Source organism: Mesorhizobium sp. M0698 (assembly GCF_040320455.1).
Taxonomy (GTDB): Bacteria; Pseudomonadota; Alphaproteobacteria; order Rhizobiales; family Rhizobiaceae; genus Mesorhizobium.
The window spans coordinates 37,383-50,410 of record NZ_JAMYPQ010000023.1; the positions used below are offsets into that span (position 1 = coordinate 37,383).

Genomic DNA, 13,028 nt, shown 5'->3' on the forward strand with positions numbered 1-13,028 from the left:
TTCCTCAACACTCGCCGAGATCGTCGGCCATCGTGCCGGCGAATTTCTTGAAAGCCTGGACGGTCGCGGTCTCGCTCTTTGTGCTCGGCAGTTCGTCCTTCATCGCGGGCTGGCAATCCCATGGTGCCGGCTCCCGCACCTGGCACCAGATCGGGTTATGAATGGCGAGGTCGATCTGACGTACGAGTTCCACCATGCCGTCATAGCCGGCGTAAGGGTGTTGGCGCTCCTGGTTGATATCGAGCCAGGGTGTCTTGGCCTTCAGCGCGATGAACTGCGTGCGCCCGCCCGACAGCATGATATCGGCCTTGTGTTCTGAGAGCATGGCGTAAAGCTCGCGCGGCGCCATCTGCTCGAACATGTGGTTGTCGTCCTTGAGGATCTGCTTGATGCGCTCCTTGTCTTCGACCGTCGACTTCTTGACAGAGGTGCCGACGATCTCGATGCCGATCTCCATCAGCGCATGGACGACCGACCAGGACTTCACACCGCCCGTGTTGAGCAGCACGCGCTTGCCTTCGAGCCTCGGGCGGTAGGCGGCGAGCTTCTTCCAGGCGATCGCCTCCTCCTGTGCAATCAATGCCTCGGTGCGGCCGAGGATCTCCGGATCGGCACCCTTCTTCACGAGCAGCTGAGAGATCTGTCGGAGCGCTTCAGAGGTGTCGGTGATGCCGTAGAAGGAGCCCTCGAAAAACGGGATGTCCCAGCGCTGCTCCATCTTGCGGGCGAGATTGATGAGCGCGGTCGAGCACACCATCATAGCCGCCCGGGCGCGGTGCGCGCAGGCAATGTCGAGGTAACGCGCGTCACCCGGAATGCAGGCGCGCACCCGGATGCCGAGCCGATCCAGCAGCGGCTTCACCAGCCAAAATTCGCCCGAGAGATTGAATTCGCCAAGAATGTTGATGTCGTAAGGGCCGGCATCGTCGGGCTCCACCGTGCCGATGACATGCTCGAGCAACGCCTCGCCGGCAAGCTTGTTGCCGAGATTCTTGGAGCCGACGAAGCCCGGCGCATTGACCGGCACCACCGGTAGGCCGAACTTTTCCGCCGCGCGCTTGCAGACGGCCTCGATGTCGTCGCCGATCAGCGCCGTAACACAGGTCGGATAGACGAAAATAGCCGGCGGCCCATACGCTTCCTTGATCTCGCGGATCGCTTTGAAAAGCTTCCGCTCGCCCTGCCCCATCACAACGTCGAGTTCGGTGAGGTCGGTCGTAAAGCTCGTGCGCCACAGCGTTGGCCCGGACGAAGCCGCACCGCGGTTGTCCCAGGAATTGCCCTCGCAGGCGAGCGGCGCATGGATCAGGTGCGCGACGTCGGTGATCGGCTGCAGCACGATCTTGGCGCCATCAAAGGCACAGCCGCCGGCCGCCGCCCCGGGGGTCAGTGGCTTCGAACAGCCGTCCTTGCGCGCCTTGGCATCCTTGCCGCGGTTCTGCTCGCAGGCGGGCTCGTTCAAGACATCCTGGATTTTGGCTCTGAGCGAGGACATTGCGTCGGTCTCCAAAGTCCCTCGGGAAGACGACCGGGCTCAGCGAAGAGCCGGCCGCCACGCTTAGCGGGTGAGGTCATACGAATAGTCCGTCACGCCCGTCTCGCTTGTCTCGCGATCGAGCTTGTCGAAGATCTTGTCGAGGATCGTCGTCAGGACGCGCAACCCGCCTTGGTAGCCCATAAGCGCAAACCGATGGTGATGGTGGCGGTCGAAGATCGGAAACGTCAGCCGGATCAGCGGCGTGCCCGTGTCGCGGTCCAGATACTTGCCATAGGAGTTGCCGATCAGCAGGTCCACCGGCTCGGTGAAGAGCAGCGAGCGCATCGCCCAGAGGTCCTTGCCCGCCCAGACTTGAGCATCCTTGCCGAAGGGCGATGATGCAAGCAGTTCCTTCAACTCCGCTTCCCATGCCGAGGTGCCGTTGGTGGCGAGGCAATGGGTCGGCTCGCCGCCCGTCTCCATGATGAAGCGGGCCATGGCGTAGACAAAGTCCGGATCACCGTAGATGGCGTATTTCTTACCGTGCAGCCAGGATTGGCTGTCCGCCATGGCGTCAACAAGTCGGCCGCGCTCCAGGCGGATTGCCTCGGGGATTTGCTTGCCGGAAATCGCGGAGACCTCCATCAGTAAGTCGTCGGTCGCCTGGACTCCGAGCGGGTAATGGAACGAGGCAGTCGTCTGCCCTACCCCCTCGCAATACTCCAGTGTTTTTCGGGTGTTGTAATGCTGTAGCGAAAGTGTCGCCTCGGCGTTGAGTGCCTTCCTCACGTCTTCGATCTTCGTGCCGCCGTCGTACATGCGGTATTCGCCGTCCGACGGCGTGTCGAACTGGTCAGAGGCGTCTTGGATGAAGGTATAGGACACGCCTATCAGATCGAGCAGGCGTTTGAGCTCCCGGTTGTTGCCAACGCAAAAGCCGTCGAAACCCGGAATGATGTTGATCGTTCCCTCGGCTTCCGTTCGCTCCTCGCCTTTCCAGAAGTGCTCCAAAATGCCCTTGACCGTTACGTCATAGCCGTCGACATGACTACCGACGAAGGCCGGCGTGTGGGCGAAGGGCACGTCGAAGTCGCGCGGGACCGAGCCTTCGTCCTTGGCGTTCTCGATGAAGCTGTGCAGGTCGTCGCCAATGACCTCGGCCATACAAGTGGTCGAGACGGCGATCATCTTCGGGTCGTAGAGTTGGTACGTGTTGGCGAGCCCGTCGACCATGTTCTTCAGGCCACCGAACACTGCCGCGTCCTCGGTCATCGACGAGGAAACTGCCGAAGCAGGCTCCTTGAAATGGCGCGACAGGTGCGAGCGGTAATAGGCCACGCAGCCCTGGCTGCCGTGGACGAAGGACATGGTTCGCTCGAACCCTGCGGCCGCGAACACCGCGCCGAGCGGCTGGCAGGCCTTGGCGGGGTTCACGACAAGCGCTTCGCGAGCAAGGTTCTTTTCGCGGTATTCCCACGTCTTGGTGAATTCGCGTTGGTCGGTAACGACCTGGTCCGGGTGCGGACATTCGAAATTCAGCCTCTTCTCGGCGAGCATCTGCCTGTATTCCGGCTCGCGGAACAGGGGCGCGTGGTCGAGAACTTTTTCAGCCGACTGCGGCATGGGTGGTTACCTCTTCTCCATCTGGCCCGCCATACGGCGGCACAGGGACGTCGAAACGTTTCATGTCTCCCGCGGACAAAGGGCCACAGGCGTTTAACGGCCTCCCGGCTTACGGGAGGCCAGGTTTTCATTCGGCTGCGATCGCCGCCGACGGCTCGGCTTTTTTCTTCCAGGGGGCGTCGTAGAGGTTCCAGACCGGGTTGTTGATGGCCAGATCCATGTCGCGGGCGAAGATGGCGAAGCCGTCGTAGCCGTGATACGGGCCGGAATAATCCCAGGAATGCATTTGACGGAACGGTATGCCCATCTTCTGGACCGGGTACTTCTCTTTGATGCCGGAGCCCACGAGATCAGGACGGATTCCCTCGATGAACTTCTCCAGCTCGTAACCAGTCACGTCGTCATAGATCAGCGTGCCCTTCTTCACGTAATGGCCGGTACGCTGATAGTCGTCGTTATGGCCAAATTCATAGCCAGTGCCGACGATCACCATGCCCAGATCCTCATATGCCGTGACGACGTGACGGGGGCGCAGGCCGCCGACATAGAGCATCACCGTCCTGCCTTCGAGGCGCGGCCGGTACTTGGCGATGACGGCATCGACCAACGGCCGGTATTTGGCAATGACCGCCTCGGCCTTGGCCTCGATTTCCGGTCCGAAATGCTTGGCTATCGTGCGCAGAGAGGCTTCAGTCTGGGAGGGGCCGAAGAAATTATACTCCATCCAGTCGATGCCATACTTTTCCTCCATGTGCCGGCAGATGTAGTTCATCGACCTGTAGCAATGGATGAGATTGAGCTTGGCCTTCGGCGCGCGCTCTATTTCGGCCAGCGTAGCGTCGCCCGACCAGTTGCCGACCACGCGCAGGCCCATCTCCTCGAGCAGGATGCGCGAAGCCCAGGCGTCGCCGCCGATATTATAGTCGCCGATCACATTGACATCGTACGGGCCGGCCTCGAACTCGATGTCCTTCTTTTCGAAGACCCAGTCGCGGATCGCATCGTTGGCGATGTGGTGGCCGAGGGATTGCGATACGCCGCGGAAGCCCTCGCAGCGCACCGGCACGATCGTTTTTTCGTGCTCCTTGGCCTTGTTGCGGGACACAGCTTCGGTGTCGTCGCCAATCAGGCCGATCGGGCATTCGGATTGCACAGTCATGCCCTTGTTCAGCGGGAACAGTTCCTCGATCTCGTCGATGATCCGTTCCAGCTTCTTGTCGCCGCCGAAAACAATATCTTTCTCCTGGAAATCGGAGGTGAACTGCATCGTCACGAACGTGTCGATGCCGGTCGTGCCGACGTAGTAGTTGCGGCGTTGCGACCAGGAATATTGCCCGCAGCCGACCGGGCCGTGCGAGATATGGACCATATCCTTGACTGGACCCCACACCACGCCTTTCGAGCCGGCATAGGCGCAACCGCGAATTGTCATCACTCCGGGGATGGACTTGATGTTCGATTTGACCTCGCATTCGGAAAGGACCTCGCTTTCCTCGCCAGCCTCGTCGCCGCTCTTTGCGACGCTCAGGTGCTTTTTGCGGCGCTTCGCCGCCTTGTCAGGATATTGCGACAGCACCTCCTGGATAAGCTTCGCATGGAGGGCGCCGTCATTCTCGTATTCCAGGCTCATGGGACCCCTTTCAAGGTTCAGGGTGACGCCTCACCAACGAGGCGCCGTTCTTCGAAAGGCGCACCAGATCAAGGCCGCGCCTCATGTCGGCAGCGGTCGCTACTGTGCGGCCGCCTTGGCCGCTTCCTTGACCTGAAGCTCGGCAAGCATCTGCTCGTCGGTCTTCATGATGCCGAAGTCGAGCAGCATGTCCTCGAGCTCCTCCATGGTGATAGGGGTGGGGATGGTGCCCTGGCCCGAATTGGCATGGATCTTCTCGGCTAGCGCCCTGTATTCCCCGGCCTGCTTGGAGTCCGGCGCATACTGGATCACAGACATCTTCCTGAGCTCGGCGTGCTGGACGATGTTGTCGCGCGGCACGAAGTGGATAAGCTTGGAATTGAGCCTGGAAGCCAGCGCTTCGGCGAGGTCGAGCTCGCGATCGGTTTGGCGCTCGTTGCAGATCAGGCCGCCGAGCCGCACGCCGCCCGAATGGGCGTATTTCAGGATGCCCTTGGCGATGTTGTTGGCGGCATAGAGCGCCATCATCTCGCCGGACATGACGATATAGATTTCCTGGGCCTTGTTCTCGCGGATCGGCATCGCGAAACCGCCGCACACCACATCCCCGAGCACGTCGTAGGAGACATAGTCGACATCGTCGTAGGCACCGTTCTCCTCGAGGAAGTTGATCGAGGTGATCACGCCGCGGCCGGCGCAGCCGACACCCGGCTCAGGGCCGCCCGACTCCACGCATTTGATGCCTTTGTAGCCGACCTTGAGCACGTCCGCGAGTTCCAGGTCTTCCACCGAACCTTCCTCTGCCGCGAGGTGCAGGACCGTATCCTGCGCCTTCGCGTTCAGGATCAGGCGGGTGGAGTCGGCTTTGGGGTCGCAGCCGACGATAAGGATTCTCTGCCCGAGGTCGACAAGGGCGGCGAGCGTATTTTGGGAGGTGGTGGACTTGCCGATGCCGCCCTTGCCGTAAAAGGCGATCTGACGCAAACCTGACATGTAGCTTTCCTTCCTTCGTTCCATTCATCGCGGCTGCCGCGACATGAATGCCGGTCGGGCAGCTGTCGCCGCCTCGCACCCTAGGATCTCAAGACTCGTGCCAATTTGGCTGATCGAACCGAAGAATAATTTCATGGTTGCTTTTCAGGGATTTAGCTTGAGGCCAAAGAAAGGATCGTCGGAACAAGCCGTGTAGCGGACCCGACAATGGCGACACAAAGCGTCGGATCGCGATCCTCAGTCACCACATCCGTTCGAACCGCATCGTTGTGTTGAGCTGGGCGAACAGCATCTCGACCCTCTTGCGTAATTGCGGGATGCTGCGAACTCTTCTGTTCCGGCGAGCTGACGTGCTTGGTCTCGCGTGTCATCATCGACAGTGCGCGGAATCTTGCGCTCCACGCTGGCATACCATCGATCCACGGCCCATCCATCCGGGGCCACGGGCGGATAATTCCGCCATATCACCAACCCAAGGGGACTCGGCTCATTTATCGGCGCAGGAGTTCAGTATCGGCGTCATCGCCTTCACATGTTCGTCGATCCGCTCGAGCACTTTCGCTGCGACAACGTCGCGCTCAGGCAGATGCCACCAGTGCTCGTTGACGAGTTCGACCGTCTCGACCACTGCCTTCAGGACTGCCGGCTCCGGAAGCCTTGCACGGTTCGCAAATGCTTTCCATCGCGGTGCTGCTAGCGCCTTGAACGAGCGCTCCCCTCCAAGCGACAGCGCCATGGCGTCGGCGGGAATATATGGCACGGTCGACAGTACGTCGTAGATTGGTGCAAGCACCGGCTTGTCGCCGTTGCCTGGATAAATCAAAGACCAGTTCTTGAGGTGCATGTCGCCATTGCCAGTGATGACCGTCAGCGCCAGGCGGCGGACGAATTCGAGAGCCGCCGTAGGCGAGACGGCCACGCCAAGGGCCAAGGCTATGTCGTGATAAGCGGCCCCCTCATATTTGCGCGAGGGATAGACACCAAAGACCTGAGCGAAATCCTCGATGTGAATCCTCTCGCCCTCAGCGCCGCGATCGAAGCGTTTGACGAGAAGGACCTTGCCCTCTGACAGCGTCTTGAATTCCTCGGGAATATCCTCGAAATCGGACTTCTCGACAAGTTCGCGTTCAGGCACCTCCATGCCGATCGCTGCAGCCAACGCCAGGTTGGCGAATTCATTTTCGGAAACGCCTGGAAACGCCGTCGAAGGGAACTTGGCGATGTATCGGCCTTGCTCGTCGTCCATCGGCAAGGTCAGTCCGCCGCCTTTTCCAGTGTTCTTCATGACCGACAGCTTCATCTGCACGCCGGCAAGTGAGAACCGTGCCTTGGGCTTATCCTTTGAAGCATCCTGCGAAACCGCTATCGCGCCGTCACTGGGCAACGCCCGTACGGCTCCCGGCAAATCGGCGCCCAGCGCCGCTAAAAGATCGAAATCATTGCCTGGCCGCACATTGCCTTCGTGGTGCTTTTCCATCGCCTCGCGCAATTTCTCCTCCGGCAGGAGGTTCGCGAAGAAAGCGGGCAAGGCGCCCGCCAGAGGCTTCGGATCTTTCCGCAATCCTCCCGTCGCTGCCCGGAACGACAGGCTGAAAACCGGAAAGCCGCCCGTCGCGCGGTAGGCCTCATCGAAATTGAATGCATTGAAATCGCCCGGCGTCCTAACGATTGTGCCGATCTTCAGTGCGTTCAAGAGCACGTCCAGCGACGGGATCGTCTTAGGTGCGCGAAAGAATGGAGCCATGATCGTCATCGTCAGGTTGAGAAACAAAGGCGGGTCGATCGTCATCATCATGCGGACGCAATAGAGCCTGGACAGCCGGCACCATGACTTGCGGAACCAGCATCATTTCCAGACCGAGCGCGCGAGCGATATTCATAAGCGTCGTCGCACGCGCCGCTGCGGCTCCCTTTTCGATGTCGCGATAGCGGGGGCGGGATATACCCGCCAACTCAGCGACCTGCTCCTGCGTCATGGCAGCGGCCAGCCTCGCCTGCCTGAACAGCCCACCGATTTCGCGCAGAACTTCCGATTCAGAGTCCATCATGATACGTATACGATCCCTTCCAACGCGTGATGATACGCAAAGGTATCTCATCCAGCGAGAAAGTCAAATTTTTATGATCTGTTCGCGTATCATATATGACGATGATGATATCCAAAGAGATCAATCCTCCTCCCTGCCTTTAGCGCCGCGCGGCAACGGCGTTCCTCCGAGAACAGCTGCTATGGCCACCGGCCATGGCGTTTCTACCGAATGGGCCCGCTGCGTACGTCGCTGGCGAAAACGGCCAACTGAAAGAACATTCGGTGAACGGCTATTTTGACCTCGGGTCCGATGCGCCCGACGGTGGGGCCTATGAAAGCGAAAGAGACGAGCGATTTCAGCTGCCTGACTGCCTTCATTTAACATGCCGATGATTTCGGAGCGCTGATCAGGCGTTTGTTTCGGACGGCGTCCACCCTTTCGCCCGCGTTCGCGGGCTGCCTGTAACCGGGGCTGTGGGCATTTCTACAATAATACCCGCTAAGGGACTTCGAATTGTTGGACTGAAGCGGTTAGCGCGGATCGGCCTGAAGCGTTCGACCGGTCGGTCAATTTCGTTCCAGAGATAGTCTCCGGTGAGTGCGATATGAGCCAAAGGAAGCGGTGTTACCTCGGAGAGCAACTCGGCGGGAATATCGATGCCCTTGCCGCGGATATAATCGACAGCGCGACTGAGATAGACCGTAAGCGCGTAGGCTATTGGAGGCCCGTTCAGTTCTGGCAGTCGGAAAGGCGTCCGCAGCCGGTTGCGAAGTTCGCCATTGATCTCCGCCGCCCGGACCTGCACGAGCATGTGCGCACCGCGAAGCGACCAGCGCATCTGCTGCTTCTTGACCATACGTTTCCCGACGACTCGGCGAGGAGTGGTGGCGACGCGAAGCCCAGCCCGGTAGCGTTTTCCATAGTTGACGATCGCCTCTTAATGAATGTTTTTGGATTATCTGAATTACGGCGGTTATCCTGAGTCGGTTTGAACGCCTCCATCCTCGTAGCCGAGATCAGTTTATTGGTAACGATATTACAGATAAGGTTCTCCTTAAGGACTTTCCCAATCTGTATGGGATTCAGCACACTCAGCAACTCAACCGCCTTTTCTCTTTTCTTGCTTACAACGCGTGGAAAGAGGCATGTCTTAAAAACATCTCTTAAACTTCAGGCATAAACAAGCCAACCTGCAAAGACAAGTTTCCGATTTAGATGATCGCATTGACGAAGAAATCGACGATGATGAGTTTGATAACGATGATGATGAAGAACTCAGTGAAGTCCAATAAAACTCAGCGCAAGGCCGCCCGCAAACCGGAAACCGACCAGTCATCTAAGGACAGGCAGTACCAGAAGTTTGTCGAAAAGGCGCGAGAGCTCGGGACAGACGAGTCCGAGGAAAACTTTGCTCGGTCGGCGACCTGCCTAATCGATATATGATTCCGTATAGAACTCGCCATCGGTCAATCCGAACTCCCGATGCAAAATCTCTCGCGCGGCTTCGGCTGCTTTCACGCCTGCGGTCACGCTTTGACTATGGACCTCCTTGGTGAAATGCGAGACGTGCCAACCGCCACCGTATCCTTGTATAATTTCGTTCATTTTTTTCAGCGTGGTCCTCAATCGATAGGACGGCTTGTAAACAACCACATAGCCCCCGCCGCAGCTATCCTTAATGTGACCCTCTGGAGTCCGGTCTGCGGTGTTGGCAAAGTCCTCGTAGGCGGCCTTGGCGGCAGCATGCGCGTCGACCAAAACGGACTTCACTCTCGCCTCAAACTTGGCCGCTTCTGCCTTTTTCTGGGCTGCCTTTGACATGAACCTCTCCTCAACCGTCCTAGATGCATATAGGCTCCTCGGAGCGGATGCGACAGGGATGATCTGGCGACAAATAGGTCAGACTCATTGACCTATATGGTTAAAGCAGATAGTTTGTACACTTCAGGACACGGGGTCGGAATGCGGGATGCCGACGTAAGGAAGGCTGTGAAAGCCCAACTCGACGCCTTGCATAAAGGCGATCCCACAACTCGCGTCGTAGAAGAAATGGGGATCTGGTCTGGGACTGTCCGTGTCGATATCGCTGTCATCAATGGCGAGCTAAACGGCTTCGAGTTGAAAAGCGACAGCGACACTCTCGACCGGCTCCCAAATCAAGTCGAAATTTACGGTAAGGTTTTCGACAGGATAACCTTGGTCGTCGGCGGGAGACATTACGAGAAGGCGCTTTCCCGGATACCCGATTGGTGGGGGTGCATAGTCGCGACGATGGAGAGTGGTCAGGTATCCCTAAACACGCGCCGTAAAGCTAAGCGCAACCCCTCGCCCGACCCAGACATATTGGTACAGCTTCTGTGGAAAAACGAGGCGCTAGCAGTACTGGACAAGTATGGATTCGCGGAGGGATGGCGGAACAAGCGGTCAGCTGAAATCACTGACCGTCTCGTTAATAAGCTCTCCTATCGCAGGCTAGCGGCAAGCGTAAGGGAAGCACTGAAGGCACGGGCCAAATTAGGGCAGTTGAGTTCTAGTAATCTCGATATGCCGATTGATGCTATAGCTGACCCAACTAGTAGGACTTCCGGCAGTGGGAGCCGAATTGGCGATAGCATCGATCATCTGGTCGCCCCAGCAATGTACCAATGGGAGTCGGTTGGTTAATTTACTGGTTATGTCCTTCGCATAGGCCCGATATTGTTGATCTCGCGGCTTCCCTACCGGCCCCTTTTCCTTGACGCCGTGATAGACGACAAAGTCCGGTTTTATGGTGTACTTCGCGTTGATCGGAACTGGCCCGCCGATGTCTTCTGTGCTCGCCTCAGGGCCAATGGTGGCGTAGTCGCCAAAATCTAAGCTGTACGGCAAGGGTGCTGCCACTAGTTTTGACCAGAGTGCAAATTCCGGTCTTAGCAACATGGTGCGACCCACCACGTAGCCTGTCAGGGTAGCGGGTATATTGCCTCCAGTCATGGTTATAGAGCGCCATTCCGCACCGTTCGTAAGTGCTTGGAATGCGACTAGGATGGAACTGCCAAGCGCTAGGACACTCGCGACCGAAGCGCCCATGTCTATGATCAGATCGGTTTCCGAAACCGGGAACGGCCACGACGAAATCCAGGTAGAAGCAGAAGTCATGTCGCTCAGGGTAAGACGCAGTGCCAACCCAAGCCCGTCTTGCTTAACGGCGCGTCTGATGGCGTCGCGATATTCTTTTGGCGCTGAATATCGAGCGGAAGGTACCAGGTAGAGTCCGAGCTTTTTTGCGGCCTTCCGAATCTCGTCTAGGTCGTGTTTGGTGGCGTCCCCCACCAAATCGGCTGCATCAAGGAAGAACAGGCTCTTCCCCCATGCATCGAATACCTGCTTGGCAAAGTGTTCCGCCGCGCTCAGGGGTGCCTTCTTAGGCGGGGTGTCGTTTGATGATTTCTTGGATGAACCGGTGAACTGAGCTTGTGTTAGAACGACATGCGGTGCGACGCCATTGCGAGTAGCGGCGGCCAAATGATTAAGTGCGGTGCGCTCGCCCTGCTTCCATCTCAAAATTGGAACATATCTCGTCATGATAACCCCCCATTTCAACCCCAAGGGGCTAGACCACAATCAATTCAACCAACCAAGCCTGGTTTGTCAACGATATAATCGCCGCGCTTAAAAGGGGATCGGGATCGCACGATGTGATCGGCGATCTGCTGCATGGGCTGGATCTTCATGGCAATATGAAACCAGCCGATGATGTGGGTCGTCGGTTTGGGCATGGCGCGGGGCAGCCGCTTTAGGATTTCGGCCCCGTCCGAGATCACCGTCACATCCCCAAAGCCGCGATATCCGACTTCTTGGAGAGAGTGAAGAGCACGATCGCGGATTGCCTGCTCGTCCTCATTGCAATGAATTTGCACCATCTACTCCCTGCCGGTCTCCCGGCGCACCTTGTTCCGACCCCTTCAGGGGCTCAGCTCGGTCGGCGTGAACGATCACCCCGATCAAAGCATCGACATAGGCGTCGAATGCGGCTTCACTCTCGGCTGTCCAGTCGGGCATGGCGGGGCGCCCTGGTCACGAAGCAGCACCCTAACAAATCCGCGACTAGCGCGAATCCCCCCGCATCCGCGACTCAGTAAGACTAGGCGCCCGCCTCCACGTGCGGGCGACGCCGGCATCAACCGGCGGGCAGATGCGCCGAGGGCAACAAGCGCGCCTGACGCAACGCCGCCAGATCAGCCGAGCCGGTGCAGAAGCAGGCGACGGCCAACTGGCGGATGACGATCTCGAAATGCGCGACAACCGCCTCGGTGGATACCCTAGCCGCGCGCAGCACGCCGGCCGCCTGCCCGGCGATGTCCGCGCCCAGGCGGATGGCCTTGGCCACGTCGACGCCGTCGCGGACCCCGCCCGACGCGATCAGCTTCACCCTTGGCAGCGCCCGACGTACCGCCTGCACGCTGGCCGGGGTCGGAATCCCCCAATCGGCGAACGCCATCGCCACTGCACGGTCGGCGCCATCGCGGGCGCGCTCGCCCTCCACCGCGGCCCAACTGGTGCCGCCGGCGCCGGCGACATCAATCACCACCACGCCCGCCTCGACGAGCGCACAGGCCACCGAAGCGGACAGGCCCGACCCCACTTCCTTGGCCACGATCGGCACGCCCACGCTGCGCGCGGCGCGAGCGATCTGCGCCAGGACGCCGCGCCAGTCGCGGTCGCCCTCCGGCTGTACCGCTTCCTGCAGCGGATTGAGATGGACGATGAGTCCATCGGCCTCCAGCGCATCCACCGCCCGGCGCGCCAGGTCCAGGCCGTCGGCCTCGCGCAGTTGCGCGGCGCCGATATTGGCCAGCAAGGGAATGTCTGGGGCCAGGCGGCGCAGCGCGCGCGTCAGCCCCTGGGAGTTGCGGGATTGCAGGCTCACGCGCTGCGAACCGACGCACATCGCGATCCCCAAGGCTTGCGCTGCCTCGCTCAGATGCCGGTTGATGGCCTCGGCGCGTGGCATGCCGCCGGTCATTGAGCTGATCAGCAGCGGCGCGCGCATGGTCTTGCCCAGCAGCGAGGCGCGCAGGTCGATCTGCGTCAGGTCCAACTCGGGCAATGCGCAGTGTTCGAAACGGATGTACTCCCAGCCGGCGGCGACCGTGGCCGACGCCGTTCGCCGATCCAGCACGATGTCCAGATGGTCGTCCTTGCGCCGGCTCAGGGCGGTGTCGCTCATGCTCGCTCCATCGGTCGCATGAGGCGACGGCGTTGCGTCGGATCGGACCGACGGCAGCGCTCGCAC

At 59.4% G+C, this 13,028-nt stretch carries 10 protein-coding genes and 2 pseudogenes; 1 reads left to right on the plus strand and 11 read right to left on the minus strand.

Annotated elements, in window-relative coordinates:
* Nucleotides 1–4 precede the first annotated feature (4 nt).
* The 8 genes and pseudogenes from nifE to NKI16_RS29410 all read right to left on the minus strand — a co-directional run bounded on the left by nifE (nucleotide 5) and on the right by NKI16_RS29410 (nucleotide 9,574).
* On the minus strand, nucleotides 5–1,495 hold the full coding sequence (gene nifE / locus NKI16_RS29375) for a nitrogenase iron-molybdenum cofactor biosynthesis protein NifE (RefSeq protein WP_352924112.1): 1,491 nt from the start codon (nucleotides 1,493–1,495) through the stop codon (nucleotides 5–7).
* Between the two features lie 63 nt (nucleotides 1,496–1,558).
* Nucleotides 1,559–3,100 (minus strand): nitrogenase molybdenum-iron protein subunit beta, encoded by a 1,542-nt coding sequence (gene nifK, locus NKI16_RS29380; RefSeq protein WP_352848376.1) that lies wholly within the window; start codon nucleotides 3,098–3,100, stop codon nucleotides 1,559–1,561.
* 127 nt (nucleotides 3,101–3,227) lie between these two features.
* Nucleotides 3,228–4,730 (minus strand): nitrogenase molybdenum-iron protein alpha chain, encoded by a 1,503-nt coding sequence (gene nifD / locus NKI16_RS29385; RefSeq protein ID WP_352924114.1) that lies wholly within the window; start codon nucleotides 4,728–4,730, stop codon nucleotides 3,228–3,230.
* 99 nt (nucleotides 4,731–4,829) lie between these two features.
* A complete protein-coding gene (nifH, locus tag NKI16_RS29390; protein WP_023801970.1) occupies nucleotides 4,830–5,723 on the minus strand; it encodes a nitrogenase iron protein in 894 nt (297 codons plus the stop codon).
* Nucleotides 5,724–6,210: 487 nt separating this feature from the next.
* Entirely contained in the window at nucleotides 6,211–7,467 is a 1,257-nt protein-coding gene (locus NKI16_RS29395; RefSeq protein WP_352725474.1) for a type II toxin-antitoxin system HipA family toxin, read from the minus strand.
* On the minus strand, nucleotides 7,442–7,768 hold the full coding sequence (locus NKI16_RS29400; RefSeq protein WP_352725512.1) for a helix-turn-helix domain-containing protein: 327 nt from the start codon (nucleotides 7,766–7,768) through the stop codon (nucleotides 7,442–7,444). Before NKI16_RS29400 ends, NKI16_RS29395 begins: the two co-directional genes overlap by 26 nt.
* Before the next feature lie 742 nt (nucleotides 7,769–8,510).
* Nucleotides 8,511–8,687 (minus strand): annotated as a pseudogene (locus tag NKI16_RS29405) (ISKra4-like element ISMet1 family transposase); the annotation flags it as partial.
* Nucleotides 8,688–9,181: 494 nt separating this feature from the next.
* Nucleotides 9,182–9,574, minus strand: coding sequence for a hypothetical protein (locus NKI16_RS29410; RefSeq protein WP_352725472.1), 393 nt, complete (start codon nucleotides 9,572–9,574; stop codon nucleotides 9,182–9,184).
* Between the two features lie 141 nt (nucleotides 9,575–9,715).
* Between NKI16_RS29410 and NKI16_RS29415 the strand changes: the two are divergent.
* Nucleotides 9,716–10,252, plus strand: a pseudogene (locus NKI16_RS29415) (sce7726 family protein); the annotation flags it as partial.
* A 15-nt stretch (nucleotides 10,253–10,267) separates the two neighbouring features.
* Here NKI16_RS29415 and NKI16_RS29420 read toward each other — a convergent pair.
* The 3 genes from NKI16_RS29420 to fni form a co-directional block, all read right to left on the minus strand.
* A complete protein-coding gene (locus tag NKI16_RS29420; protein WP_352924115.1) occupies nucleotides 10,268–11,317 on the minus strand; it encodes a beta family protein in 1,050 nt (349 codons plus the stop codon).
* Nucleotides 11,318–11,361: 44 nt separating this feature from the next.
* On the minus strand, nucleotides 11,362–11,655 hold the full coding sequence (locus NKI16_RS29425; RefSeq protein ID WP_502897634.1) for a hypothetical protein: 294 nt from the start codon (nucleotides 11,653–11,655) through the stop codon (nucleotides 11,362–11,364).
* A 257-nt stretch (nucleotides 11,656–11,912) separates the two neighbouring features.
* Complete coding sequence (fni, locus tag NKI16_RS29430; RefSeq protein ID WP_352924117.1) at nucleotides 11,913–12,962, minus strand: type 2 isopentenyl-diphosphate Delta-isomerase; 1,050 nt, start codon at nucleotides 12,960–12,962, stop codon at nucleotides 11,913–11,915.
* Nucleotides 12,963–13,028 lie beyond the last annotated feature (66 nt).

Bases quoted from the DNA above. Each gene is read 5' to 3' on its own strand.
- nifE (WP_352924112.1), bottom strand. From the start codon at position 1,495: ATGTCCTCGCTCAGAGCCAAAATCCAGGATGTCTTGAACGAGCCCGCC.
- nifK (WP_352848376.1), bottom strand. From the start codon at position 3,100: ATGCCGCAGTCGGCTGAAAAAGTTCTCGACCACGCGCCCCTGTTCCGC.
- nifD (WP_352924114.1), bottom strand. From the start codon at position 4,730: ATGAGCCTGGAATACGAGAATGACGGCGCCCTCCATGCGAAGCTTATC.
- nifH (WP_023801970.1), bottom strand. From the start codon at position 5,723: ATGTCAGGTTTGCGTCAGATCGCCTTTTACGGCAAGGGCGGCATCGGC.
- NKI16_RS29395 (WP_352725474.1), bottom strand. From the start codon at position 7,467: ATGGCTCCATTCTTTCGCGCACCTAAGACGATCCCGTCGCTGGACGTG.
- NKI16_RS29400 (WP_352725512.1), bottom strand. From the start codon at position 7,768: ATGGACTCTGAATCGGAAGTTCTGCGCGAAATCGGTGGGCTGTTCAGG.
- NKI16_RS29410 (WP_352725472.1), bottom strand. From the start codon at position 9,574: ATGTCAAAGGCAGCCCAGAAAAAGGCAGAAGCGGCCAAGTTTGAGGCG.
- NKI16_RS29420 (WP_352924115.1), bottom strand. From the start codon at position 11,317: ATGACGAGATATGTTCCAATTTTGAGATGGAAGCAGGGCGAGCGCACC.
- NKI16_RS29425 (WP_502897634.1), bottom strand. From the start codon at position 11,655: ATGGTGCAAATTCATTGCAATGAGGACGAGCAGGCAATCCGCGATCGT.
- fni (WP_352924117.1), bottom strand. From the start codon at position 12,962: ATGAGCGACACCGCCCTGAGCCGGCGCAAGGACGACCATCTGGACATC.